The sequence below is a fragment of the Bengtsoniella intestinalis genome, from assembly GCF_039719005.1.
Classification (GTDB): Bacteria; Bacillota; Clostridia; order Oscillospirales; family Oscillospiraceae; genus Oscillibacter; species Oscillibacter intestinalis.
Map to the genome: position 1 here is coordinate 2432646 of NZ_CP133584.1, position 25077 is coordinate 2457722.

The 25077-nt window shown below is 50.1% G+C and carries 21 protein-coding genes and 2 tRNA genes; 8 read left to right on the forward strand and 15 right to left on the reverse strand.

Annotated elements, in window-relative coordinates; all coding sequences use genetic code 11:
- Positions 1-13: 13 nt before the first annotated feature.
- From RFF05_RS11635 to RFF05_RS11670, 8 genes are all read right to left on the reverse strand, one after another.
- Positions 14-6235: a collagen binding domain-containing protein gene (locus tag RFF05_RS11635; protein WP_409967254.1), complete on the reverse strand. Its 6222-nt coding sequence runs from the start codon at positions 6233-6235 to the stop codon at positions 14-16.
- A gap of 83 nt (positions 6236-6318) precedes the next feature.
- Entirely contained in the window at positions 6319-7143 is an 825-nt protein-coding gene (locus tag RFF05_RS11640) for a stalk domain-containing protein (RefSeq protein WP_409967255.1), read from the reverse strand.
- 106 nt (positions 7144-7249) lie between these two features.
- Positions 7250-7549 carry a DUF6809 family protein gene (locus tag RFF05_RS11645; RefSeq protein WP_409967256.1) on the reverse strand — a complete coding sequence of 100 codons (300 nt, stop codon included), beginning with the start codon at positions 7547-7549 and terminating at the stop codon, positions 7250-7252.
- A 101-nt stretch (positions 7550-7650) separates the two neighbouring features.
- Entirely contained in the window at positions 7651-8397 is a 747-nt protein-coding gene (locus tag RFF05_RS11650; RefSeq protein WP_409967257.1) for a class D sortase, read from the reverse strand.
- Positions 8394-9263, reverse strand: coding sequence for a hypothetical protein (locus tag RFF05_RS11655; RefSeq protein ID WP_409967258.1), 870 nt, complete (start codon positions 9261-9263; stop codon positions 8394-8396). The genes RFF05_RS11650 and RFF05_RS11655 overlap by 4 nt, the downstream gene beginning before the upstream one ends.
- 38 nt (positions 9264-9301) lie before the next feature.
- On the reverse strand, positions 9302-10225 hold the full coding sequence (locus RFF05_RS11660; protein WP_409967259.1) for a DUF3991 domain-containing protein: 924 nt from the start codon (positions 10223-10225) through the stop codon (positions 9302-9304).
- An 84-nt stretch (positions 10226-10309) separates the two neighbouring features.
- The gene (locus RFF05_RS11665; protein WP_409967260.1) at positions 10310-10633 is read right to left on the reverse strand and encodes a hypothetical protein; all 324 of its coding nucleotides are present in this window, start codon (positions 10631-10633) and stop codon (positions 10310-10312) included.
- Positions 10634-11023: 390 nt separating this feature from the next.
- Positions 11024-11117, reverse strand: a tRNA-Ser gene (locus RFF05_RS11670).
- A 162-nt stretch (positions 11118-11279) separates the two neighbouring features.
- Between RFF05_RS11670 and RFF05_RS11675 the strand changes: the two genes are divergently transcribed.
- Both RFF05_RS11675 and RFF05_RS11680 read left to right on the forward strand, forming a co-directional pair.
- A complete protein-coding gene (locus tag RFF05_RS11675) occupies positions 11280-11585 on the forward strand; it encodes a hypothetical protein (RefSeq protein WP_409967261.1) in 306 nt (101 codons plus the stop codon).
- 23 nt (positions 11586-11608) lie between these two features.
- The gene (locus tag RFF05_RS11680) at positions 11609-12064 is read left to right on the forward strand and encodes a DUF4358 domain-containing protein (RefSeq protein ID WP_409967262.1); all 456 of its coding nucleotides are present in this window, start codon (positions 11609-11611) and stop codon (positions 12062-12064) included.
- 243 nt (positions 12065-12307) lie between these two features.
- Here RFF05_RS11680 and RFF05_RS11685 read toward each other — a convergent pair.
- Positions 12308-12384, reverse strand: a tRNA-Arg gene (locus RFF05_RS11685).
- Positions 12385-12845: 461 nt separating this feature from the next.
- On the opposite strand from RFF05_RS11685, the gene RFF05_RS11690 reads away from it, so the two are divergent.
- Positions 12846-14504, forward strand: coding sequence for a ribonuclease J (locus tag RFF05_RS11690; RefSeq protein WP_409967263.1), 1659 nt, complete (start codon positions 12846-12848; stop codon positions 14502-14504).
- A gap of 742 nt (positions 14505-15246) precedes the next feature.
- Complete coding sequence (locus tag RFF05_RS11695) at positions 15247-16242, forward strand: IS30 family transposase (RefSeq protein WP_409967264.1); 996 nt, start codon at positions 15247-15249, stop codon at positions 16240-16242.
- Positions 16243-16530: 288 nt separating this feature from the next.
- On the opposite strand, the gene RFF05_RS11700 is transcribed toward RFF05_RS11695, so the two are convergent.
- The 4 genes from RFF05_RS11700 to RFF05_RS11715 all read right to left on the reverse strand — a co-directional run bounded on the left by RFF05_RS11700 (position 16531) and on the right by RFF05_RS11715 (position 19709).
- Positions 16531-17376: a DegV family protein gene (locus RFF05_RS11700; RefSeq protein WP_409967265.1), complete on the reverse strand. Its 846-nt coding sequence runs from the start codon at positions 17374-17376 to the stop codon at positions 16531-16533.
- Positions 17377-17475: 99 nt separating this feature from the next.
- The gene (locus tag RFF05_RS11705; RefSeq protein ID WP_409967266.1) at positions 17476-18141 is read right to left on the reverse strand and encodes a CvpA family protein; all 666 of its coding nucleotides are present in this window, start codon (positions 18139-18141) and stop codon (positions 17476-17478) included.
- A gap of 14 nt (positions 18142-18155) precedes the next feature.
- On the reverse strand, positions 18156-19259 hold the full coding sequence (locus RFF05_RS11710) for a DUF362 domain-containing protein (protein WP_409967267.1): 1104 nt from the start codon (positions 19257-19259) through the stop codon (positions 18156-18158).
- 39 nt (positions 19260-19298) lie between these two features.
- On the reverse strand, positions 19299-19709 hold the full coding sequence (locus RFF05_RS11715) for a hypothetical protein (protein ID WP_409967268.1): 411 nt from the start codon (positions 19707-19709) through the stop codon (positions 19299-19301).
- A gap of 188 nt (positions 19710-19897) precedes the next feature.
- Between RFF05_RS11715 and murI the strand changes: the two genes are divergently transcribed.
- The 3 genes from murI (at position 19898) to argS (ending at position 23010) form a co-directional block, all read left to right on the forward strand.
- Complete coding sequence (murI, locus tag RFF05_RS11720) at positions 19898-20713, forward strand: glutamate racemase (protein WP_409967269.1); 816 nt, start codon at positions 19898-19900, stop codon at positions 20711-20713.
- Positions 20700-21134: a DUF1934 domain-containing protein gene (locus tag RFF05_RS11725; RefSeq protein WP_409967270.1), complete on the forward strand. Its 435-nt coding sequence runs from the start codon at positions 20700-20702 to the stop codon at positions 21132-21134. The genes murI and RFF05_RS11725 overlap by 14 nt, the downstream gene beginning before the upstream one ends.
- A gap of 130 nt (positions 21135-21264) precedes the next feature.
- Positions 21265-23010, forward strand: coding sequence for an arginine--tRNA ligase (gene argS, locus RFF05_RS11730; RefSeq protein WP_409967271.1), 1746 nt, complete (start codon positions 21265-21267; stop codon positions 23008-23010).
- A gap of 56 nt (positions 23011-23066) precedes the next feature.
- On the opposite strand, the gene RFF05_RS11735 is transcribed toward argS, so the two are convergent.
- Positions 23067-23297: a helix-turn-helix domain-containing protein gene (locus RFF05_RS11735; RefSeq protein WP_409967272.1), complete on the reverse strand. Its 231-nt coding sequence runs from the start codon at positions 23295-23297 to the stop codon at positions 23067-23069.
- 117 nt (positions 23298-23414) lie between these two features.
- Between RFF05_RS11735 and RFF05_RS11740 the strand changes: the two genes are divergently transcribed.
- On the forward strand, positions 23415-23657 hold the full coding sequence (locus RFF05_RS11740) for a DUF6794 domain-containing protein (protein WP_409970112.1): 243 nt from the start codon (positions 23415-23417) through the stop codon (positions 23655-23657).
- A 13-nt stretch (positions 23658-23670) separates the two neighbouring features.
- Here RFF05_RS11740 and RFF05_RS11745 read toward each other — a convergent pair whose 3' ends face one another.
- On the reverse strand, positions 23671-25050 hold the full coding sequence (locus RFF05_RS11745; protein WP_409967273.1) for a PLP-dependent aminotransferase family protein: 1380 nt from the start codon (positions 25048-25050) through the stop codon (positions 23671-23673).
- Positions 25051-25077 lie beyond the last annotated feature (27 nt).

A 25077-nucleotide genomic window follows, 5' to 3' on the forward strand; every position in this document is an offset into this window, starting at 1 on the left:
TGGGTTGGATGATTTAATATCCAGTACGAGGCAACGTCACAGGCAAGCCATACACTGAGGTCACCCAGCGGCTGACGTTTTGCACCCATTGGTCATTGTAGAGACCGCCTACTTCTGCCACGTTGGTGAAGCTGGCGCCACTTGTGGCGGCGCTGCTGACGGTGCCGTAGAGACTGGGGGCGGTGGTCTGGGTAAAGCCAGTGGGCACCTGTCCGAAGACAAACATAATCTCCGTCACTCGCTGGTCGCTGCCCAAGCCCAAGGCTTCTGGGCTTGCTAGTAATTCATAGTTTTGCAGGGTGGACAGGTTATCTGCCAACACCAGATAATCGCCGTCATTGACACGGTACACGATTTTATAGGTGCCTGTGAAGTTGTAAGTGCCAGTGGTGACGGTCTCCAACACGAACTCCCAAGGGAGATAATCTCTCCAATAGAAGTTATTCAAACTCACGCTAGAGGTGTTGGCGATGCCAGAGAAGGTGTAGCGGATGGGCTGTCCTGCCATCACTTCGTAAGGGCCAGTCTTGGCGATGGACACCCCAGTGGTCAGGCTCTCGTTGGTGATGGACACACGGGCAATCTGCCCCTCGTATTCCAGATAGACGGTGACGGTTTCTGTGCTGATGGAATAGTTGTCGGGGGCTTGAATCTCACGGATATAGTAGGTACCCAGTGGGAGTGGTTCGGACACCGCCAGACCGTTGCTACCAGAGACAATGGTGTCCACCAGTGTGCCACTGCGGTTGTAAATCTCGAACACTGCACCTTCTAGGAGGGTGCCAGCGGCAAGACCGTTGGTGGAGTTGTAGTCTGCGGAGGTTTTGATAATTTGAATTTGACCTAAGATGGGGGTGTTCTCCCAAAGGATTTCGGGGCTATACCCATAGCGGACGGTGACGGTTTTGTACTCGCTATCGAGGAGGTACCCCTCTGGGGCGGTGATTTCACGGATTTTATAGCGACCATCGGGGATGTCGTCGATGTAGACGTAGCCCCTGTGGTCACTGGTGTACTCGCCGATGGGGTTGCCCGTGGAGTCGTAGACCATGAACACCGCACCGTACAGCCCCTCGCCAGTTTCGCTGTCCACTTTGCGGATAAGGATGTTGGACATCTGGCTGTTTTCAATGGTGAGGGTAGCGATTTCTCCTGCGGTGACCTCCGCATTATAGGGGGTGTCGTCGAGTATATATCCATCCGCTGCTTGGATTTCCACCACAGTGTACCAACCGTCCTCTAGCCCTGTGAGGTAGATTCTGCCGTTAGAGTCAGTGGTGTAGGTGCCAATCAATTCGCCGTTCATGTGACTGATTTCAAACTTCACACCAGAGATGCGGTCACCATCTTCAGCGTCTGTCTTGGTGATCCGAAGTCCACCCATGGGGTCATTTTCAAAGGTCAGCACATAGGCTTCCCCCTGCGAGAGCTGGATGGTCTGGGGTGTCTCGTCAAGAAGGTATCCATCGGGGGCAGTGACCTCCTGCACAATGACCGTTGCGTTATGCTCCAGTTCGCTGATGGTGATGAGTCCATTGGCATCCGTAGTGTAGTAGCCATTGGAGTTGCCCACTACAGTACCGTCGGAATAGGTAATCTTGAACTTGGCACCAGAGAGCATTTCTCCTGTGACAGAATCCTGCTTCATAATCACCAAATCCGCCATTTTATAGTTGCGGAAGTCCACCGTCACCACCGCCTGTTCATCGCCAGAGATGTAGACGGTCTGGGTGGCGGTGTTCAACTCATAGCCAGTAGGAGCGACCACTTCCTCAATGACATAGGTGCCGGGCTCCAGTCCTGTGACGGTGACGGAACCGTTGGCGGAGGTGGTGTAGCGACCGATAACCGTACCGCCTGTACCACTGTTGCCCTCCAGATAGCTGATTTCAAATTCGGCACCAGCTAGAACAATGGAGGAGTCCTCCGCATCTCGCTTCCAAATGACGATAGCAGAGAGAGGGATGTTTTCGAAGGTCCTCTCGGCATTCTCGTTACCGCTGAGATGGAGTTCCTGCACTAGAGGTTCCGCAAGAGAGTAACCATCGGCTGGCTCAAGTTCAGTCACGGTGTACCAGCCTTCATCCAGTGCAATTAGAGAAAACTGTCCGCTTGCATCCGTATAGTAGGTGCCGAGGTTTTGTTCCTCACCTGTACTGGTCTTGCTACTCTGGTAAGTCACAGAGAACAGTGCCCCAAGAATGGGATCGCCAGTAATGCTATCGATTTTATTGACAGTCAACGTGGGCTGGCGGTCATTCTCGAAATTGAGGGTGTAGAGGAAAATGTTGTCATCCATAGCGACTTCTACCGTCTGGGGGGTGTCATTTAACACATAGCCGTAGATGGTGTCCACCTCGGTGACAGTGTAGGTGCCAATCTCTAAGTCCTCAATCAAGATTTCACCGTTGGCATCCGTTTTGAATGTACCAATACTGGTGGTATCTCGGCTGACTTCAAAGGTTACACCCTCCAGAGGGCTACCATCTAGGCTGTCGGTTTTGGTGATTAACAGGTCAGAGCGTGGCACGTTGATGAACACAAAAGGTGTCAAAGACTGCCCGTAATACATTTGGGCTTGTTGGGTAGCAATCTCCGCATCATGGTACCCGTCTGGGGCTTGGGTTTCGGTGACATAGACTGTCCATCCATCGTTGGTGTCGTTGCCGATGAAGCCACCATATTCAGCGTAAGTGATGGTGAATTGACCGTTTTCGTCGGTCGTCCAACTGCCAATGTGGGTAGCATCAATCGTCACATCAAATGTGGCACCCTCCAACAGTTCACTGGTCACGGAGCTGCGCTTTTCTACAACGATGGAGGGATAGGCGGCATTGGTAAAACTGAATGTCAGCAAGCCTTGGTTGCGCTTCAACTCCGCACTCTGGATGTTGCCATCCATCAAGTATCCGCCGGGGGCGTTCAGCTCTTGGACGGTTACCGTCCAACTATCTGCATCACGGTCTAGGTACTCATAATACTGGTCATAGGTGATGAGAATTTCACCATTTTCACCGGTGGTAAAGGTGCCGGAAGTCTGAGCATCAATGGCGACTTCAAAGATGGCACCAGCCAGAGGCTCATTGGTATCAGCGTCGGTTTTGGTGATTTTAATTTCGGGATATTCGTAGTTGCTAAAATTGAGAGGGACAGTGAGTTGCCCTGCGGTGACGGTTACACTCTGGGTGGTCTCGTAGTTGAGCGCATAGCCAGAGGGTGGGTTGACCTCCACCACGGTGAACAGCCAGCTATCGGCGGAGAGGTCAAAAGTGGTGCCATAATTGGCTTCATCTAGCAGGACTAGGCCATCTGCGTCGCTGTAAAAGCTACCGATGGATACACCATCAATAGAGACGGAGAACTCCGCATTTGCAAGGGGTTCGCCAGTGCTGGAATCGGTTTTGAGGATTTGGATTTCGGGGACTTCGTAGTTTGCGAAGGTAAATTCAGCCACGGCCTGTCCACGCTTGACCTCCTGTGTGGAGGTGGTTGTGCCACTGAGCAAATAACCTGTGGTGGGTTGGACTTCTGTAACCGTCACCGTCCAGCTGTCGGCTCCGCTGTCGCCAAGGAAATCACCGTAAGTGTCATGGGTAAGGGTAATCATACCGCTATTGTCAGTCCAGAACTGCCCGAACTCGGTGCCGTCTATGCTGACGGAAAACAGAGTGTTTGCCAGTGGGTTGCCATTGTTGTCAGTCTTGTAAATGTGGACTTCGGGGTAAATTTCATTCTGGAAGCTAAATGTAATTAGGCCTTGGTTGCGATTTAACACCGCTGTCTGAATGTTATCTGCGTTGAGCAAGTAGCCCGATGGGGCACGGATTTCTTCTACTTCAACTGTCCACTGGTCGTCGGTTGTGACACCTAGAAATTCATAGTAATCTGCATAACTGATGACAACTTTGCCGTCGCTACCAGTGGTGAAAAAGCCCAACACCTGCGTGTCAAGGGACACTTTGAACAGGGAGCCCACAAGAGGTTCATTGGTGTCCTCGTCCACTTTATAGATTTCAATTTGCGCATATTCGTAGTTGGCAAATACGAAAGGAATGGTTGTCTGTCCACTGACCGCAGTAACCTCCTGCACAGTAACATTACTGAAATCGTATCCTGCTGGGGCATCCACCTCGACTACTTTGATAACCCAACTATCAGCTGTCAAATCAAATTTGCTACCGTAATCGTTGTAATCTAAGGTGATGATGCCACTGTCATCGGAGATGTAGGTACCCAACAGAGTGCCGTCGATATAGACCTCAAAAGATGCGCCAGCCAGAGGGAGATTGGTGGCGGCATCTACCTTCATGATCTCGATCTCCGGGATTTTCTCGTTGGTGAATTCCAATGTAGCAAGGCTCTGTCCCTTTTGAAGCTCGGCGGTGATGACGTTGGTATCACTCATCAAATATCCCTCTGGGGCCTGCACCTCTGTCACAGTAACAGTCCAACTATTGTTGGCACTGCTTAGAAATTCGCCATACTGTGCATAGCTGATAGTCGCTACACCAATGGAATTGGTGGTGATTTGACCGATGGAGGTGCCATCAATTTGAACATCAAATATAGCATTTGCAAGCCCTAGTCCAGTGGCGTCAGACTTTCTAATCTGAATGTCGGGATAGTCATAGTTAATCATGGACAGATAGTAGGTATCAGTTGCCGTGTCCGTCACATCCACATACACGCTGGCGTATGGATTGCTGGACATGACATACCCAGAGGGAGGGCTGACTTCCTCGAAGGTGTAGTAGCCCGTTTTCAAATCTGAAAGCACAATGGTGCCACCCTCGTACTGCCCCAGTAGGGTGCCGTCTTTGTAGACGTTGAAGGTGCCACCGTCCAGCACATTGCCGTCGGCATCAATTTTGGTGAAACGAATGGTATTGTCAGCAGGGTTTTCGTAAACAAGCTGACCGGGGTCGTTTTGCTCCCAGTGGTCGAAATCTCCATCGTCATTATAGACAGGCAGTAGCTCGAATGTAAGGGTCTCCACTTTGGCGTCAGACAGAGAGTAACCCACGGGAGGACTGGTTTCTGTGACGGCATAGGTGCCGGGAGTGATGTAGTTATCTGCGCTACTATCCAGCCACTGAAGTTGAATAGATCCACTGCTATCAGTCACCAAGTCATAGGTGGTATTGTTGGTGACGTGTTCCAATCGGAATGTAGCCCCAGCTAAAGGCTCGCCAGTGGCCGCATCGGTTTTTAGAATGACATACTCAGTTGGGATTTCATAAATAGTATTGGGTATCGCATTGCCGCCATTGACCCAAGCAGCTGTAGCTGCAGTAGCGTTAGCGACACTATCCACATTCACTGTGTAGGTCTGTCCCGAAAGCACATAGCCTGATGGTGCTTTGGTTTCCACCACCGTCAGGGTTGCAGAGCTGCTAGATAGTTGAAGCATATCTGACACCGCATAGCCAGCAGAATTTGTGGTTAACGTACCACGAACCAGAGAGCCTTCATATACGGTGAACTCGGCACCACTCAGAGGGTTGCCACTTTCGTCTGTCTTATTGAGCTGAACATAGCCCCAATATTCAGTTAAATCTAGGGTGTAGTCCGCAATCATTAGGTTCTGGTTTGCGGCATTGTCAGTCTCGTACACATAGAAACTCCAATTTCCGTAATCGCCATTATTGTAGCCAGAGACAATCATATTGAGCAGTTCGACGGATGCCTCTAGTGTGTGTTCGGTGCTAGGGAATGCAGCAGTGAGGGCGGCTACACGCTCCTCTGCTGCCATGGTAATTTGGTCGGGATCGGTAGGGTCAGTAAACATCCCTGCTTCGGTCAACCAGACCACCGCATTAACCCAACCCTGCACAGACTTAATGGTGGCATCGTCCCAACCGTTGACCCTCGCCCCAGTAAGCATAAAAGCGATGAATGGTGCTGCGGCATAGCTGGTGCGTTCTTCGACGTAGGTATAGGTGTCGTCCTCGTCTAGTCCGTCACCATGCTCTAGGCAAAATGCATAGCTACTGACGGACTCACCACCATAGGTATAGGTACTGCGGATGGTGCGAACATTGACGTTGCTTGCGAGATTGTCCGAGTAATATTTGCCTAGCCAATCATCGTCATTGTTGTATTGCACCTTCACATCAGTGGGGGCGGTGCTACTGGTCTCTGCAGCATAGGCCACCGTCATGGGGCTAAATAGCCCCAGAACAAGCGTCAGAACGAGAAAGAGAGACAGCCATCGTTTGGATACGGTCATAGTCATAAAGAAATCCTCCTTAAATTTTAGAAATGAAAAGGCCGTCGATTTCAGATTTGAAACCGACGGCTTTGGGTATTTATTGAATTTTAATAGTATCGGTAAATCACCGAGTCGGGGTATTCCTCTTGGGCGGCACTGAGATAATATGGGGCATCAACAAAGACCATTGCGTTAGAGTTGCCACTCATGCTGTTGATATACATTCCGAGGGAGTTGGTGCCCACCCCAGAAACCACCATCCAGTGCCCTCTGTTTGTGCTAGTGTTTTTTAGATACACAATGTCGCCTGTTTGCACTTGGGATAGGTCGGTCAGGGTCTCTGCAGGTTCACAATCCGTGCCGTAGAGGATATCTCTCACCATGTAAGCGTAGGAATTACAAGCTGTATGCCCCTCGTACCAGTGGAGGTCGCCATCATTGTAGGTCGCTCCCCATGAGGTGTACTGCGGATAGATTGCTATGATTTCTTCCAACATGGCTCGGATGTTTTCCTCTGTGGGGTCTTGTCCGTTGGACAGCTTACCGTCAATGGTCTGGTTGGTAACGGTGACTTGGTACGAGGTCTTGGTATCATTGCTAGAGAGGTATGTTTCACTGACCATTTCTGCCACCGTATGGGGTGTACTGTCCACCACCACTGTATCGTCGGCGGTGTAGGGGCTGGTGCTGTCGATGTCCACCCTCTGTTCGGTGCTGTTCCACGATACGTCAAAGCCTACGGCTTCGCCAATATCACGCAATTTTACATAGTTGTTGCCATTGATTGAGTAGGCGGTCATTTCCACCTGTACCCCGTCTACATAGATGGGTTGGCTAGACAGTTCTGCGATAATGCCACTGGCGATGGCTGGGGTGGCTCCGAAGATAACGGCTCCTAGCACCAGTCCTGCTGCGAAATCTTTCTTTTTCATAGTGTGTACCTCCTTCAAAATTCATCTTGGTATCAGTAACACTATCACAGCCGTGGAGGATTGTCGAGGAATTTTCCCGAACAGTTAGGGGGTGATTTCAGTTCGCTCACTCCCAAATATCTACGAACTGGCTGTCGCCTTTCATGAACACTTCTAGCATTAACCTTGCGCCTAGTTTATAACCTTCCACGAACCGTGTTTCACCCCAGATGCTCTCCATGGTCATCCATGTAGACAGAACTTTATCCAGCAGTTCTTTTTCCTCCGGGCTAATGGTTTCTCTTAGGGTATCTACGGTGCTATCCAATATGGATAACTGTTTTGCGTAGTCACTACCTCGAACCACAGATTTATTGGCAGGGTCGAGATTGCCGTGGTAGAGTGCCTGTATGATTTTTTCTTCCATTGTCGCTCACCTCGTTTCTAGCACAACACACTATCACAGCGGTGGGTACAATAGCTATCACCACTATGGACAAATTTGTGGCGATAGAATTGGGCAGAAAGCTACACCTCCACAGCCGTCACTACCCAGCGGTACTCCGATTCATCCATCACGCAAGTGACCAATGTAATCTGGTTGCCACTGGTGGCGGACAGCATAGAAGTGTTAGTCTCCAGAACTTTCTCCACGCTGGTGACGGCATAGGTGCGGCTGCCCATGGCGGTTTCTAGGGTGATTGTATTCCCTGTGGTCAGGGTGTGAATCAGCCCGAAATGATTGGTGACACCACGGTTGTGTCCTGCCAGACAGACGTTACCACTCCAGATGGAGGTGGTTTCAAAATGCCCTGCGCCCAAGGCGAGGGAGTCACTATCGGTGCCCTCGTAAATAGGAACACTCAGCCCGATGGAGGGAATGGTGAGGGTGCCAAGACTGCCGTTGGCGTCATACATCCAACTGCTGACAGAGGTGAACACTGGCGAAGTGCTAGTGCTGTAAGTGGTGGTTGCATAGGTGGTGGTGCTGACTGCCGTTCCACTGACGGTGCTGGTCACATCCCAAGTGGCGGCGTAGGGATTGAGGAGGGTGCCCACTGTGGCAGATGCCGTGTAACCCATGTTGGGCGGTACCACCGCAGTGTCCTTGCTCAAATTTTGGTTGTTGCTCTCGGTGACATAGAAGGTGTCATCCGAAGTAGCTCTGGCAAAGTCTGCTTGATCCGCACCAGAGATGGTCATGTCGTAGGCGCTGGCCGGTAGCACCAAAAGTGCAGACAGCATCAGCGCCGTGAGTAATGCTTTTAGTCTCATGTAGTCCCCCTTTTTCGTTTGATGAGAAGGTACACACCGTAGCCCAGAATGAGAACCGTTGCCCCACCGCCTACAATGTAGAGGATGTTGTTGGAGCTGTCATCATCACTGGCTACGATTTCTGGAAGTTCCACCACTTCTTCAGCGGTCACAGTGCCGCCGAACATGGCGGTATATTCTACGATGTCCACATCGGTTTTCGCCACCTCACCAGTGTAATTGGCAGTGACGGTATACCCTGTGGCGTACTGGTAGGTGGAGGTGCCTGTGTAGGTCGCCGTGGCGGTGTATCGGGTGACGGTGCCACCAATGCCATCGCTCTGCAAACTCTCCTCCCACTGAATGTCAGCGAGGTCAAGGGTTCTGCCGTCCTCCTCCACCGACTTGGGAATAAGGCTCAAATCGCTGTCCGAGAGGTTGGGGTAGGTGCGTGTGGCGCTGTGGTCACGGCTCCCAGTGGCATAGCCATCGGTGGCAATCTCCACCGAATCAACATCCAGAGCAAGGGTGCCCACATAGCCATCCTGCGTGGTCACATCCAGAGTGGGCGATAGTTGCGTGAGAACGGTGTCGGTGTTATTGGTGGAACTAGCTTGTGTCACCGATTCGGTGTGTTGGATAACGTCCACGCCCACGGTGTCAGTGCGTGTCACATCTAGCAGAGTGTAGGTCAAACCATTGCGCTCAAAGTCATCGGTGGGAATGAGGGCAGGGTCATCGGTGCGAGATAGCTGATATGTTTTGTGGATGCGGTACTCCTCGCCCCCAGTGAACTCCTCCACTGATGTGGGGTAGATGGCATTGGTGGCAAAGGCTGTGGTTGCCAGCATGGTGGCAACGCAGAGGGTGATTGCAAGTTTTTTCATGATGTTCTTCTCCTTATAAATATTGTACTTTGATTTGGTTATCGCCCCCTTTCTTGGGGCTTATGTTGTTTTTGGAGCCACTCGTTCCAATCTTTTCCGTGGGCTGGCTCTTGGCTGTCTACGGTGTAGCCCAATCCCTCGTATTTGGCGGTCAGCTCACCCACAGTCTTGCGCCCCCAGTGATCTGCATCGAGACAGAGGGTGATGTGTTTGATGTGAGGATGCTCCTTGAGGTATCGCTCCAAAGCCCCATCATACAGCCCACACAGAGCAAGGGCATTGCTAGTGATATGGCGATTCAGCGTCAGATAGGACATGAGGTCGATGGGGGCTTCAAAGACAAAAAGAGTGGGGTTGTCTGGGGCGCTACCCAGTGGAAATGCTACGGTTTTATCACTGCCACTCACATCTCCTCGAAAGGCTTTTTTACCCATATCATAAGTGCCACGTTGGGTGGCAAAGGATGGTTCGCCTGCGCCATCTCGACCAACGAACACACAGTTGTGGTGGGGGTGACTCTCGTAGAGAAGCCCTGCTTCCAAAAATCCACGGATGACTTGAGGGGCGATCCCTCGCTTGCGAAGGTAGGCGAATACCCTGCGATGGTCGGCATTTCTTTCTGGCAGGGTGAACGGTTTCGGTGGCTCTTTGGTTGGCACGTTGGGGCTGACACGGGGCAACAGGGGGCTGTCTCTCGCATGACCGTTGAACCCTAGCAGATAGCGGACGGCATCGGGGAAGGTCATGTTCTGAAAGTGTTGTAGGAAGGTGATGGCGTCACCACCCACACCCTCGGAGTACCGTTTCCATGTCCTGCGATTTTTAATGCGGATGCTATCCATCTCGGCAAGGGTGTGGTACCGTCCGATGGGCTTGACGTGGTAGCCAAGACTGGCGATAAGGTCTGGGAGGTCGGTGTCTTTGGCGATGGTCATTTCCTGCTCGGTGAATTTGTCGTGCATGAAAGTTCTCCTTGAAATGAAAAAAGCCACGGCTGACAGTCCAAGTTGTTGGAGTGTCAGCCGTGGCTTATAGAGGTTATGTGTTTAAGCGGTGGGTTCTGCAGTAGGGTCAGCTAGTGCGGTTTCAATGAGCCCCAGCACAAAGTCTCGCTGGGTCAGCTTCTTGCCGGTGCGTGCGGTCTCCAGTTCGAGGTGGGATTTGATTTTCTGGAATAGCTCCTCGCTGATTTGGAATGCCATCGTTCTAGTGTTTGCCATGTTGTTACCTCCATTTTCTTTTTGTGTGTAGTAGTCGGTGAGTATCTGAGTGATGTACTGTGCGGTGGTGAGGCCGCTGGCCTCTCGGTTCTGGCTAATTTTTTCGTGCAGTTCTAACGAGATGGCTGCGCAAAGGTTTTTGGTTTCCATAGTGGCTGACCTCCTTGTTTGGTGATTCGCAAGGCAAGTATAAGCCTAAAGTCTATGGAAAGCTATTCACTAGAACCACCAAAGAACCGCCCCCAACTTCGTGGAGAACCAACAGAACGAAAAAAGCCCTAGATTCTCGGTAAAAACCGAAAATCTAGGGCAATTCCAAGGTATTATTATGGTTGTTGAGGCGAAAGAGGGGTTCGACTCCCACCAACTACGTCTTTTGCCTGTTTGCATCCATTTTCACGTTAAATTTTTTTCACGAGAGACAGACGATTTCATCTGAACTTTTTTGATATATTTATCGCAGTTTTCTCTGCTGAAATGCGAAAACACCACACTTTCGTATGGTGTTTTCTGTGGCGCATCTTTTTTGGCCACTAAGTCTGGCGGAGATGGTGGGATTCGAACCCACGGGCCGGCTCAACACCGACCAAACGATTTCGAGTCGTTCTCGTTATGACCACTTCGATACATCTCCATAGACAACAAATATAGTATACGCAATCCAAGGTTAAATTGCAATCCCTAAGGCTAAAAAAATTTTTAAAAAAACAGGGAACTTTTTTTCGTGTCCGCCGTCTAAAGACATATCAAACCCAAAAAGAACAACAAACAACATGATTCAAGGAGTACTTATTTTATGAAAAAACTATTTGCCCTGTTGCTGGCAGCTACCATGATTTTGTCTTTGGTGGCTTGCGCCAATGCTGATTCCACACAAGACGATGTGGAGCAAGACGTCACCGGTGAAACTGAAATTCTTGACCCTGACAACACCGAAATTCCTAATATGAATGAGTTGGACGGCGAACAAGCTGTGGCATCTTTGCCCGACGATGATTTCACTGAAAATGTGATTGTTCCCGAAACAGTCGGCGAGCCTGAAACTGCGCCCGAATCTACCGCGACTGAAACTGTGCCCGAAGCAACCACTACCCCGAAGTGACCCCTGCGCCCACGACCCCTGAAGTGGCACCCGAAACACCTGTCACCCCTGAAGTCACCGAACCAGAAGCCCCTGCCACTGCTGATGTCACCGCCCAATCCCTGTTTGAAACATTGACTGCTGCTGGCGTTGAATTCCCTGCCTTGTCACTGGTGGAAGGGGAATTTTTGGACATGACTTATGCTGGCTTGGCAGATGCAAGCAGTGATTTTGTGGTCTATATGCCCATGATGAGTGCTGTGGCTGCAGAAATTGCCATTGCCAAAACCGATGGAACTTCCACCGTTGCTGAGCTCTTCAATGCGCGTGTTGAATATCAAAAAACCTCTGGTGCATTCTATCCTGCCGAAATTGAAGGTTGGGCATCTAATAGTCACGTGGTCACCGCTGGGGACTATGTGATGTTGCTGGTGCTACCTGTAGAAGCAGCGCAAGACGCTCAAACTTTGATTGATTTGTTCACCACCACAGTGGGTTGATTTTTCAATTGAGCAATTTATCAAATGAATACAAGGCAATGACGAAAAAACACCACCCTGAACGGCAATGTCATTAAGATAAGCTTTGCTTATCTTAATGACAGCTAAAAACTAAGGACTAAGAGTGAAAAACTATGGAAACGCAATCGGTTTTCTATAGTTTTTCACTCTTCACTTTTAGCTCTTAGTTGTCATTTAGTTCTTAACTAAATGACATTGCCCTGAACGGGTGGTGTTTTTTCGTGGCACGCCAAAAGGGATTCGAACCCCCGGCCTTCCCCTTAGGAGGGGGACGCTCTATCCAGCTGAGCTATTGGCGTAGATATTAAATAGTATATCATAGACCAAGGTGTTTTTCAATTCCAAACGTGAACCTTTTGTGTACTCGACAAAAAAAGCTATACAAAGTTCTTCCAATATGATACAATACAGATATCTAAGAGGACTTTTGCGATGTATCATACTCCACCGCTCATGGTATTCTGCGCCACTTTGAAGGCAGATTCATCGCCACCATCTTATCTTTTGTATTTCACCGATGTCTACCCAACAGGCATCTTGGTTTAATAAAGGGCTTCGCCCGATCATAACTTCAAATACCAGACTGACAATGACGTTGCAACCCATTCTAACGGCGATACGGGGCCGATTAGAGACGTGGACGTCCCTTTCTGTTATGCCTTTTTTGTGAGATTTTTTCAAAAAACTCCCATCCCCAAGGTCGTAGTGTGTCTATTTGAAGGTATTTATATAACATTTTTAAAGGAGACTTATCAATTATATGGCAGAAAAACTAAAAATTATCCCCCTTGGCGGTTTAGATGAAATTGGCAAGAACATGACCGTGTACGAATGTGGTGGTGAAATCCTCATTGTGGACTGTGGCATGGGCTTCCCCAACGACGATATGTACGGCATCGATTTGGTCATCCCCGACGTGACCTATCTCATCAAAAACCGTGCGCGTATCCGTGGTTTGTTCATCACCCATGGACATGAAGACCACATCGGCTCTATCCCCTATATCTTAAAACAAGTGAATATCCCCATTTACTGCACCCGTTTTGCAGCTGGCCTCATTAAGCTGAAACTGGATGAACACGGCCTCACCAAGCAAACCAAGCTGATCACCGTAGAACCCGGTAAATCTGTCCGCGCTGGCAAGTTCACCGTGGAATTTATCCACGTGAACCACTCCATCGCCGATGCTGTGGCCTTCGCCGTCACCACCTCTTTGGGCACCGTCATCCACACAGGTGACTTTAAAATCGACACCACCCCCATCGATGGTGACATCATCGATTTGGCGCGCTTTGGTCAACTGGGCAAAGAAGGCGTGCTGGCACTGCTGGCCGACTCCACCAACGTGGAACGCCCCGGCTACACCCCCAGCGAACGGAATGTGGGCAAGTCTTTTGCGCGTCAATTCCAAAACTGCGAAGAGCGTATTATCGTCACCACCTTCGCCTCCAACGTTCACCGCATTCAACAAGTGCTAGATGCCGCTGCCGCCGTGGGTCGCAAGGTTGCCGTCACTGGTCGCAGCATGGAAAATATGATGAAAGTGTCCACTGAACTGGGCTATATGAAAGTGCCCAAGGGTGTGCTCAGCGACATCAATAAGATTAAATCTCTCCCTAAAAACAAGCAAGTGATTGTCACCACTGGCTCTCAAGGGGAAGAAATGGCTGCCCTGACCCGTATGGCCTTCTCCACCCACCGTCAAATCGACTTGGGTGCTGGCGATAAGGTCATCATCTCCGCTTCCGCCATCCCTGGCAACGAAGCCGCCGTGGGTCGTGTCATCAACGAACTGTTCCGCAAGGGCGTGAAAACCGTGTATGACCGTGCAGATATGCTGCACGTATCTGGCCATGCCTGTCAAGAAGAATTGAAGATTATCCACGCTTTGACCAAGCCGCGTTTCTTCATCCCTGTTCACGGGGAACAACGTATGCTCCATCTCCACGCCCAATTGGCACAGGATATGGGCATGGATCGCAACCACATTGCCATTGCTGAAAACGGCAACGTCATCGAAATCACTGCCCGCACCTTGAAGGTCAATGGCTCTGTGCCCAGTGGCGAAATCTATGTGGACGGTTCTGGTGTTGGCGATGTTGGCGCTGTGGTCATGCGTGACCGTAAACGTCTGGCAGAAGACGGCATGGTGGTGGTGGTACTGCCCCTGTCCTCCGACAATGGCAAGCTGATGAGCCAACCTGAAATCATCACCCGTGGCTTCATTTACGTGAAGGAATCTGGGGACATGATGAACGAGTTGCAAAACATTGCATACCAAGCGGCTGAAAACGCCCCTGTCCGCCGCAACCGTGACGACGGGGAACTGCGCAATGCAGTGAAAACTGCTGTCAGCAATTACCTCTATAAAAATACCAAACGTAGCCCCATGGTCATCCCTGTGGTGACACGGCTGTAATACGCGCAATATCCAATCCCCTGTCCATTCGGACAGGGGATTTTTGCGTGCCACCCCGTGGTAGAGGAACCCATTGGGCGTCCGTTTTTCGATTCACTTTGAATGATTTCGTTCGCCCCTACGGGGCGGTCACCTGCCGGTGGGGCATTCTTTTTTTGTCGAAAAAAAGAATCAAAAAACGATTTTTTCACGACGACTGCTGTCGAGTGAAAAAAGGGGATTTTACGGGGATTCATCACTGGGGTGCTTGGGTTTTTTAGGGGTGCCTAGGATGTATGTGGGGTATAGATTGGTGGCGCTGGGTAAGACGGGCGACCACAGGTCGCCCCTACAAGGGTGCCAGCACCACCCAACATCAAGCTGACCGCAGGTCAGCGCACCCCCCAACGCCACCGCACCCATCGACGTCCACAATCTTAGGCACCTCACACGCGTGTTCCCATGTCATCGTACGAACACTGTGCGGCAGCAATCAGCGTTGGTTCGCGCATCCCACATGAAAAGCCGAACGGATGTGAAGCACCCACCCAATAGCACCGCACCCACTCATACGCACCATCCGTATAAAATGGGAACACGTGAGACAGATGACCACGCGTGGTCATCTGCCACGTGTAAGATTTTTGGTTACTTTGCATCTGGCGAATATACACTGTAAGTGCAACAGTAAAAAAATAAATGACTCATTGAGAAAAATCATGTATCATGGTGTTAGCGGACAACATGAAAGGAGATTCTCTCAATGAATCATTATCAACATCTTAACATAGAAGAAAGAGAAAATCTATTATTATTTTTGTATGAAAAGAAAAGTTTGCGTTTTATAGCCCAAGCGATGGGGCGAAATGTATCTACAATTTCTCGAGAAGTAAAACGAAATAGAAATCAAAATACAAAAGAGTATTCGGCGGTAAAAGCTGAGCAAAAATATCATGTACGACGAAAAAAATGTCGCCGCCACGCGAAGCTAGACAACCCAATTGTATATAAGAAAATCAAAGAGTTATTCATTGAGAAACAGTGGTCGCCAGAAGAAATTCAAAACCGTTTATTCTTTGAAAATTCACCAATTCAAATCAGCTATACCACAATTTACAGGGCTATTTATGCTGGGAAATATGACACATTACAAGAGAAGAGATCGAAAGGAAATAAGGGCGCAAAACGGCATCTTCGACACAAAGGAAAGCCGAGAGGGCAAAAACCAAGAGGAAAAGTGGTGATTTCAAACCATTTAGACCAACGTCCAGATGCGGCCAACAAGCGAGAACGACTGGGTGATTTCGAAGCAGATACTGTAGCTGGCAAAAAAGGCGGTGCCTGCTTGTTAACGTTGAATGACCGATTATCACGAATTGTGTTCATAGCCAAATGTCAGAGAAAAATTGCTGCTGAGGTGGCAGAAAATATGATTGCTATTTTCTCTAAGCTGCCACCAGAAATGCGCCATACCATCACGCCAGACCGAGGCGTGGAGTTTACAGACCACGCCGATGTGACAGCAGCGCTAGGCATGGAGTTTTACTTTCCAAAACCGCATGCCCCGTGGGAGCGTGGAACCAACGAAAATAGCAACGGCCTCATTCGAGAATACATTCCCAAGCGCAGCGACATTGCACCATTATCCGATGCATTTATTCAAGATGTCGCCTACAAACTAAACACGAGACCCCGCAAATGCCTTGGTTGGAAAACTCCTCTCGAAGTCTTTTATAACAAAGTGTTGCACTTGACTTGACAATTCGCCAGATACAAAAGAAAGCCCCGCTGGCAAGCGCCCCCACGGAGTGGGAAAAGTTTATCAAAAGAAAACTCCCGCAGGGTGAAGGATTAACCGCCCCCACAAGGGGCGGAGGCGAAGAAAGCCCCTGCGGCAGCAGCCTCCACGGAGTGGAAAAAGAAAGCCTGCTGGCAAGCACCTTTCTTTAAAAACGCACCCCGTAGGCGCGACCAATGGTCATTCCTACGGGGTGCAATGTTTATCATATCAGCCAGAAATACGTTGGTCGCAATCAAATATCAGGCATCATTTGCGCACAAAGACAAACCCCAATGTGTTGGGGCCACAGTGGCACAAAATGGTGCAACCGATGGCAGTGGGGATGATTTGTTCGAAGGTTCCATTGTCTACGAGTGCCTTGTGGGCGGCGGCCACAATGGAATGGTCTGGGTTATGGCAGGAATCGGCCAAATAGACAGAGGTGGGGTCGATATCCTCTCGCCCTGAGAGGCGCTCTTCCACGTAGGTGACCATCACCTTTTCCATGGAGCCGCGATACTTTTTGGTGACGGTCATTTTTCCATCCACCACCTCAATGCAGGGGTGGAGTTTGAGCAAATTGGCACCCAAAGCCGTAACTGTAGAGCAACGACCGCCTTTTTTCATATAGTCTAAGGTTTCTAACACAAAACTGGTTTCCACCTTGCTTCGCACTTGTTTTACCGCGGCGGTGATTTCTTCGATAGAACCACCTTGGGCAGCTACGCGAGCAGCGGTCAAAACCACGATACCATGGCCAATGGACAGGTTTTCGCTGTCTAAGGCCACCACGTTTTCAAATTCGCTGGCAGCAAGGCAAGCATTTTGATAACAACTGGAAAATCCAGCGCCCAAGTTGATATGGACGAGGCCATCATAGCCTTTGATTTCCTCTTGGAAAAATAAATAGTAGTCGGCAATATTCACAGCATTGGTGGTGGTGATTTCTCCACCATTTTCCACATGAGCAACAATGGCTTGGGTGGTGATATCCACGCCATCACGGAACAGTGCATCGCCTTTTACCACACCCAAAGGACTGATGGCAATGTGATATTGGTCAAGCAAGGCTTGTGGCAAATCACAGGTGCTATCGGCAGTAATTCTAATCATAGAGAAGGCTCCTTTGCAATTATCAGATATTATGTCAAGTAGTGTATCATATTTTATCAAAAATGACTAGTATTTATTTGCAATTTTATCACTGGGACATTATGCAATCAACGACAGGGGATTGTAAGCCGCAAAATAGTGATACACATAGGATTGTGCCCCTTCGACCTCCGTGGGTAGCCAGTTGAAACAGCCTGCCACAATGAGGACGATATAAATCACCAACAAACTTTGCACCACCCCTACAAGGATGCCGCCAATGGTATTGAGCGTGTTGAGTACAGGCAGTTTTGCCACCAAATCCACTGCATGGAGAATTATATGGAGTAGCAATGCCAAAATCAAAAAAGCAAAGACCCAAATGATGGTGCCAATGATACCAGTTGCCACCAAATTGGAGATATCGGCAATGGTTTCGCTGGCAAATTCAGAAAGAGAAGCCTCTGCCGTGGCAATGACTTCATTGTCTAAGTAGGGGGTTAATATGGATAGCTTCCCGTCCTCTAACATAGAGGCCAAGGTAGCAGAGGGATCTGTTTGGGCCTGTTCGGCAATCTGGTTTGTGAGATAGCTTTCAAGGGATGGCGTCACCACAGGGGTGGCCAATGGGGTCAGGAAATCAGCGGCAATGCTGGCGCCTGCGCCTGCGCAAATCAATACCACCAAACTAGCCAAAGACAACACCAATCCACGGTACCAACCTTGAATGATGAAAAACAAGGCAATGACCACAATGATCAGGTCAAACATTAGAGCAGTTGACATAAAATTCTCCTTTGTTAAATGGTGACCAATTCATACGCCCGAGAACCGATACCGATTTTTTGGCAATGGTCAAGACAGTCTTGCCAATCGGTGTCAGGGTGGAGATGATGGAAATGGTCATGGTCGCAGGTGTGGGGTTCTAGCTGAGAGTTGGGATTGGGACATAGGGCGTTGACCGCATCGGCACAGGCTTGGTCTAGCGCCACAGGGTCAAAAGAGGCAAACATCCCCACGTCAGGCACAATGGGCACATCGTTGGTGCCATAGCAATCGCACAAGGGCGACACATCTACCACCAAGGAGATGTGGAAGCAAGGCCGTCCATCCACCACAGCCTTGGTATACTCTGCCATTTTGCAGTTTAAGCTATGGGCGGTGGCGTCTTCTGCGGCGAACACGGCATGGGTGGGACAGTGGGTAAGACAGCGTCCACAGCCCACACATTTGTCTTGGTTCAGCACGGCTTTTTTCTCGGCGTTGACTTGGATGGCATCATGGGCGCACCATTTTTCGCAAATGCCACAGCCTACGCAACGGCTTTTTGACACCTTGGGCTTGCTGTCGCTGTGTTGTTCCATTTTGCCAGCACGGCTCCCACAGCCCATGCCGATATTTTTGATGGTACCGCCAAAACCAGTGGCTTCGTGGCCTTTGAAATGACTGAGGGTGATGAACACATCGGCTTCCATAATGGCTTTGCCGATTTTGGCTTCTTTCACAAAGTCCCCATTCACGGGGACCAGCACTTCATCGCCACCTTTGAGCCCGTCGGCAATGATGGTGTGACAGCCAGTGGTAAAGGGGTTGTAGCCGTTTTCATAGGCGGCTTCTAAATGGTCAAGGGCATTGGCGCGACGCCCTATGTACAAGGTGTTGCAGTCGGTCAAAAAAGGGCGACCGCCTAGCTCGCGGATCACATCCGCCACTGCTTTTGCCCAGTTGGGACGCAGATAGGCTAGATTGCCCGGCTCACCAAAGTGAATTTTGATGGCGGTGTATTTGCCGTTGAAGTCAATGTCCCCTATGCCAGCGGTTTTCAATAGCCGTTGGAGCTTTTGGGTGGGGTTTTCATGGTACGTTGGGGCGCGAAAATCAGTGAAATATACTTTAGAAGTCATCGAGATTGTCTCCTTTTTTTCATCCGTAATCGTATTGCATCAGTCCATGTCGATGTGGACATGGTCGGTACCGTGGGTGTGAAATTCAGCCAAATAACGGTCGATACGGCTTAACAATTGGTGATAGTTTTCTGGGGTGATGCCTTGGGCATCCATATCTCTCAAGGCCATTTCTTCGGCCAAAATTTCATAAAACAGCACATCTTCATACTGTTCAATCACTTCATGAATGCCGCCGCGGGCAAAGGCTTTCGACGGCAAAATCTCACCGTCTAACGTTTGGGTCAACTGCCCCATATTCATGGGTGCGCACTGGGAAAACACATGACTCTCCAGCCGATCATACTCTTCGATACGATCATCGCCGCGGGTGGAATTCATCACCCAATTGCCAATATAAACCAAATCCAGTAGATATCGAAACTGCTTTTCAGTCAAAGATAATTCCATGGAAACACACCTCCTAAATCAAATAAAAATGAGGTTCCTTGTACAGTATAGCAAACTTCAGCGGAAAATGCCACAGAAAAAAGGAAAGAAAAGTGAAAATTTCATCTTGCAGGTATATGCTATAGTATAGTATACTATATATGTATGTCAACATGCACACCATTGTCTGGGAAAGGAAGTACCCATTGATGAATACAAGACCCATCGGCGTGTTTGATTCAGGGTTGGGTGGCTTAACCGCCATGCACACACTGGGCAAGCGCCTCCCCAACGAAACCTTTATTTACTTCGGCGACACCGCACGGGTGCCCTATGGTGGGCGCTCTGAGGCCACGCTGTTAAAATATGCCCGTCAAGATGTGGCATTTTTAAAATCTTTTAAACCCAAGGTGTTGGTCATTGCCTGCGGCACTGTGTCCACCACCTGTTTGGAACAATTGCAACAAGAAAACAGTCTGCCCATCATTGGCGTGGTGGAACCCACTTGCCTGCAAGCCCTCCATGCAACCAAAAACGGACGCATCGGTATGATTGCCACCCAAGCGTCGGTACGCTCTGGGGCTTACGAGCGGATGTTGCACCGTTTAGACCCTGATGTGGATGTCTTTTGCCACCCCTGCCCCTTGCTGGTGCCCATGGTGGAAAACGGACGGATGCACAGGGGTGACATTGTGATTGAAACCCTTGTTAAAGAGTATTTAGCGCCACTCAAAGCCAAAGGCATTGACACCTTGATGCTAGGTTGCACCCACTATCCTTTGTTGTGGGATGTGATTGGCAAGGAAATGGGCCCGTCGGTCACCTTGATTTCCGCAGGAGCCGCCGTGGCCACCGCCGTGGAAACATTGCTCGAAGATAGCCACATGGAAGCCCCACAAACCAGTGATTCCCACCGCAGTTTTTATGTCAGCGATGAAGTAGAAAGCTTCACACGCAACGCATCGTTATTTTTGCAAGAGGACTTGCACCAAGTTGTACGGAGGATTGACATTGACCAATATTGAAACCATAGACGTGATGCTCTCCATTGCAGGTGAGCAATATTTTCAAGGGGTAGACCCTGACCAAACCCGTTTGATGACACCGGGCACCATGACCATGCAGGGGGAAAAAGTCACCCTGACCTATGAAGAAACAGAGCTCACTGGCATGGAAGGCACCACCACCACCTTTGAGGTGGACGGGGATGTGATTACCTTGACCCGCGCTGGGGCGGTCAACTCCCAGATGGTGTTCCAAGAAGGGGTGCAACACACCTCGTTATACGAAACCCCCTTTGGCGATTTGGCGGTGGACATTCAAACCAGCCACCTACGCTATCGATTGAACCAGCATGGTGGCACCATGGACATTCAATATTCCATCGCTGTCGACCATACCGTCACCGGACGCAATCGCTTTGAAATTAAAGTGAAACGGAAATAAATGGAAAATAAACAACACATCCTTGAAACGGGGACGGCAGGGTCAAGACCCTGCCCTACGGTGTGTTGTGCGTAGGGCAGGGTCTTGACCCTGCCGTCCTCCCCCATATACGAAGGAGAGATTTTTTATAATGATTAACATGATTCAAAACGCAAAGGCTCAGGCCGCCCAGCTGACTATGGACGCCTATCACCGTGCCGTCAGCGCTGGCACCCTACCCCAAGGCGACGTGAAGCAAGCCCCTGTGGAAATCCCCAAGGACACCACCAACGGCGACTACACCACCACCTTTGCCCTTGCCGCCGCCAAGGCTCTGGGGCAAAATCCTCGCGCCATTGCACAGGCATTATTGGATAACCTGCAACTGGACGGCACCTATTTTGACAGCGCCGCCATTGCAGGCCCTGGTTTTTTGAATTTCAAAATGAACCAAACTTGGTATGCTGATGTCCTCGTTGCCATCGACACAGAAAAAGAAACCTTTGGCACCTCTGACACCTTGAAAGGCGAGAAAATCATGGTGGAATTCGTCTCCGCCAACCCCACTGGTCCCATGCACATGGGCAACGCCCGTGGCGGTGTGCTGGGTGACACCTTGGCGGCAGTTCTCAGTGCCAGTGGCGCCGATGTGACCCGCGAGTTTTACGTCAACGACGCAGGTAACCAAATCGAAAAGTTTGCCAAGTCTTTGGAAGGTCGCTATCTGCAAATCCTCCAAGGGGAAGACGCTGTGGAGTTCTCTGCCGACTGGTACCAAGGTGGCGACATCCGCGATATGGCACAAGCCTATATCGATGCCAATGGGGATGGCCTGTTGACCGTGTCCGAAGAAGAACGCCGTGAAAAGCTGGCAGAATTTGGCCTTAGCGTCAACCTGCCAAAGATGAAATCCGACCTGCAAAACTATAAAATCAACTACGATGTCTGGTTTTATGAATCCACATTGTATGCCGACGGCTTCGTGGATGAAACCGTGGCAGCATTGACGGCCGCAGGCTACACCTACGAGCAAGAAGGTGCTCTGTGGCTCCACACCGCCAAAATTGTGGCCGACAATCTCCGCAAGGCTGGCAAAAAGGAAAAAGACATTGAAAAGCTAGAGCTGAAAGACGACGTGCTCCGCCGTGCCAATGGGTTCTACACCTATTTTGCCGCCGACATCGCCTATCACCGCAACAAGTTTGCCGTCCGTGGCTACGACCGCGTTATCAACATCTGGGGCGCTGACCACCACGGTCACGTGGCGCGTATCAAGGGCGCTATGGATGTGCTGGGCTTAAATGGCACCGACCGTTTGGACATTGTGCTGATGCAACTGGTGAAACTGCTCCGCGACGGGGAAGTGGTGCGCATGAGCAAGCGGACTGGCAAGGCCATTTCTCTGTGCGATTTGCTAGAAGAAATTCCTGTGGATGCGGCTCGTTGGTTCTTCAACGCCAAGCCTGACACCCAAATGGAATTTGACCTTGGGCTGGCTGTCCGCGAAGACTCTGAAAACCCCATTTACTATGTGGAATACGCCCACGCCCGTATCTGCTCCTTGCTCCGCACTTTGGCAGAAGAAGGGGTGGCTGTGCCTGCCCTATCCGACGTGGATATGGCGCTACTCAGTGGGGATGCCGAGCAAGCCCTCATCAAGCAACTGTCTGCGTATTGTGAGCACATTCGCTTGGCGGCCCGTGATTATGACCCCTCTCAAATCAACCGTTGCTTGGTGGAAGTGGCGGCTTGTTTCCATCGCTTCTACTCCGCTTGCCGCATCAAAGGTGAAGACGTCGCTGTGGCTGGCGCACGCTTGAAACTGGCAGATGCCACCCGTCAAGTCCTGCGAAACGGCTTGGCACTCATCGGTGTGGAGGCTCCCGAGAAAATGTAAAATAATGCAAATACACCGCCAATCTTAGATAGGATTGGCGGTGTATTTTTTGCTTTTTATAAATCCGCATGGGCAAATAAATTGGATAAAGACACGCCAATAGCGCCAGATAGGGCAAGCAACATATCCAAGGTGATGCCTGTGTTGGCATTTTCAATGCGACTGATGGTCTCATAGCTAACATCTATTTTGTCAGCCACCTGTTGCTGGGTCAGACCACTGCGCTTCCTAAAATAGGCCACCGACAGCCCCAAGTTTTTATATTCAACATAAAATTGATCCTTCAAAATATCACCTCATATATATTGTAAACGAATTCAAATGTTGATATAATGATGCTATACATCATAAATAAGATATAGCAAATCATATTATGAGGTGACTGTATGAATATATGCAAAGAAATGAAAGCTTGCTTTCCATTGATAGAAGCCTATTTTTCAAAAAAGGAGATGGTTCGTTTTTTGGATTGCCCTTATCCAGAGTTATTCCGATACCATTTGGGGCTTGGCACGTGGATACGAAATCATTTACTAACGGTAGATGGTTCTTTGTATAATGCTTTTTCAAACTGTGGCATTCGTCAAAAGGACGATATGTCTAACTGGATAATACGGGCATTATATATATATGCAGGAATCACGTAGTTGACAAATCCCATTACGCCAACAAATTTCCCAGCGCCTCCACCACTTGGGGGAGACGATGAATGTCCAAGGAGGCATAGTTGACCACCAGCACCCCTTGGTATTGGTGGGGGTTTTCCATGGCGTAATCAGATAAAAACCCAAGGCGCAATCCCAGTTCTTGGCTGCGTCGACCCAAAGTTTCATCGTCATAAGGGGTATCCACGGTCATCAAAAAATGAAGCCCGGCCCCTTCTTCGTGGATGGTGATTTTATCGGCAAAGGGGGCGGCGGCAAAGGCTTGGAGCACCGCCAATCGCCGCTGGCGATACTCTTTGCGCATACGGGACAGATGGCGCTGGTAGTACCCCTGAGACAAAAATTGTGCCAACACGTGCTGTTCCATAGAGGGGACGGTGCTGGCGTAAAAATACAGCCGCTGGCGGTACCGCTCTAGCAATTTAGGGGGTAACACCACGAACCCAAGGCGCATAGACGGGGCAATGGTTTGGGAAAAGGTGTTGAGATAAATCACCCGACCATGGGTGTCGATGCTTTGCAAAGGGGCGATGGGGCGTGCCGTCAGCCGCAGTTCGCTGTCGTAGTCGTCCTCAATCAAATACCCGTCCACCTGCTCCGCCCATTGAAGCAAGGCCTGCCGCCGACCGATGGGCATCACCACGCCAGAAGGGTATTGGTGAGATGGGGAGAGGTGGGCGATACGTGCGCCACTGGCGGACAGCGCGGTAATGTCCAAGCCGTGTTCATCTAGCGTGATGGGGCGGATTTCTCGCCCAGCCTGGGTGTATACTTGGCGGATTTTACCGTAACATGGGTCTTCCACGGCGATGGCACCTTCCTCTTGCAACAGCTGTGCCAGCAACAAATAGCAATATTCAGCCCCAGCACCTATGAAAATTTGCTCTGGTGACACCTGCATCCCTCGATATTGGTGTAAATCTTGGGCAATGGCCTCGCGCAGAGCAGGTAGGCCTTGGTTTGGCAGTGGGTCAAGGAGGTGGGTGCCCTCTTGGCTCAGCACTTGGCGCACCAACTTTGACCAAGTGGCAAATGGGAAGGCGGCGGCATCAATGCGGTTAGAGTGCAAGTCTGATGTCCACGTCGGAGCGACAGCTGGGGTCACCATTGGCGCTGGTTTCGTGGCAGATGGAACCCCGAATTGTCCTTGTGCCACAAAATAGCCCTGTCGTGGCCTCGCCTCCAAATATCCTTCGGCGCACAGCTGACTATAGGCGCCCTCTACTGTCATCACCGACACGCCCAAATGTTCGGCAAAGGGGCGCTTGGCAGGCAATTTTTCCCCTTGGGCAAGGGCGGCGGTGGTAATGTCATGGCGCAAAGCGTGGTAGAGCGCTAGATACAAGGGGCGGCGTTGTAAGTTGTAAGTGAGCATAGCGTCCTCCTTCTTGGGGTGGGGTGC

Bases quoted from the DNA above. Each gene is read 5' to 3' on its own strand.
- RFF05_RS11650 (WP_409967257.1), bottom strand. From the start codon at position 8,397: ATGAGACTAAAAGCATTACTCACGGCGCTGATGCTGTCTGCACTTTTG.
- argS (WP_409967271.1), top strand. From the start codon at position 21,265: ATGATTAACATGATTCAAAACGCAAAGGCTCAGGCCGCCCAGCTGACT.
- RFF05_RS11690 (WP_409967263.1), top strand. From the start codon at position 12,846: ATGGCAGAAAAACTAAAAATTATCCCCCTTGGCGGTTTAGATGAAATT.
- RFF05_RS11640 (WP_409967255.1), bottom strand. From the start codon at position 7,143: ATGAAAAAGAAAGATTTCGCAGCAGGACTGGTGCTAGGAGCCGTTATC.
- RFF05_RS11655 (WP_409967258.1), bottom strand. From the start codon at position 9,263: ATGAAAAAACTTGCAATCACCCTCTGCGTTGCCACCATGCTGGCAACC.
- RFF05_RS11745 (WP_409967273.1), bottom strand. From the start codon at position 25,050: ATGCTCACTTACAACTTACAACGCCGCCCCTTGTATCTAGCGCTCTAC.
- RFF05_RS11660 (WP_409967259.1), bottom strand. From the start codon at position 10,225: ATGCACGACAAATTCACCGAGCAGGAAATGACCATCGCCAAAGACACC.
- RFF05_RS11675 (WP_409967261.1), top strand. From the start codon at position 11,280: ATGAAAAAACTATTTGCCCTGTTGCTGGCAGCTACCATGATTTTGTCT.
- RFF05_RS11695 (WP_409967264.1), top strand. From the start codon at position 15,247: ATGAATCATTATCAACATCTTAACATAGAAGAAAGAGAAAATCTATTA.
- murI (WP_409967269.1), top strand. From the start codon at position 19,898: ATGAATACAAGACCCATCGGCGTGTTTGATTCAGGGTTGGGTGGCTTA.
- RFF05_RS11645 (WP_409967256.1), bottom strand. From the start codon at position 7,549: ATGGAAGAAAAAATCATACAGGCACTCTACCACGGCAATCTCGACCCT.
- RFF05_RS11740 (WP_409970112.1), top strand. From the start codon at position 23,415: ATGAAAGCTTGCTTTCCATTGATAGAAGCCTATTTTTCAAAAAAGGAG.
- RFF05_RS11710 (WP_409967267.1), bottom strand. From the start codon at position 19,259: ATGACTTCTAAAGTATATTTCACTGATTTTCGCGCCCCAACGTACCAT.
- RFF05_RS11665 (WP_409967260.1), bottom strand. From the start codon at position 10,633: ATGGAAACCAAAAACCTTTGCGCAGCCATCTCGTTAGAACTGCACGAA.
- RFF05_RS11635 (WP_409967254.1), bottom strand. From the start codon at position 6,235: ATGACTATGACCGTATCCAAACGATGGCTGTCTCTCTTTCTCGTTCTG.
- RFF05_RS11715 (WP_409967268.1), bottom strand. From the start codon at position 19,709: ATGGAATTATCTTTGACTGAAAAGCAGTTTCGATATCTACTGGATTTG.
- RFF05_RS11705 (WP_409967266.1), bottom strand. From the start codon at position 18,141: ATGTCAACTGCTCTAATGTTTGACCTGATCATTGTGGTCATTGCCTTG.
- RFF05_RS11700 (WP_409967265.1), bottom strand. From the start codon at position 17,376: ATGATTAGAATTACTGCCGATAGCACCTGTGATTTGCCACAAGCCTTG.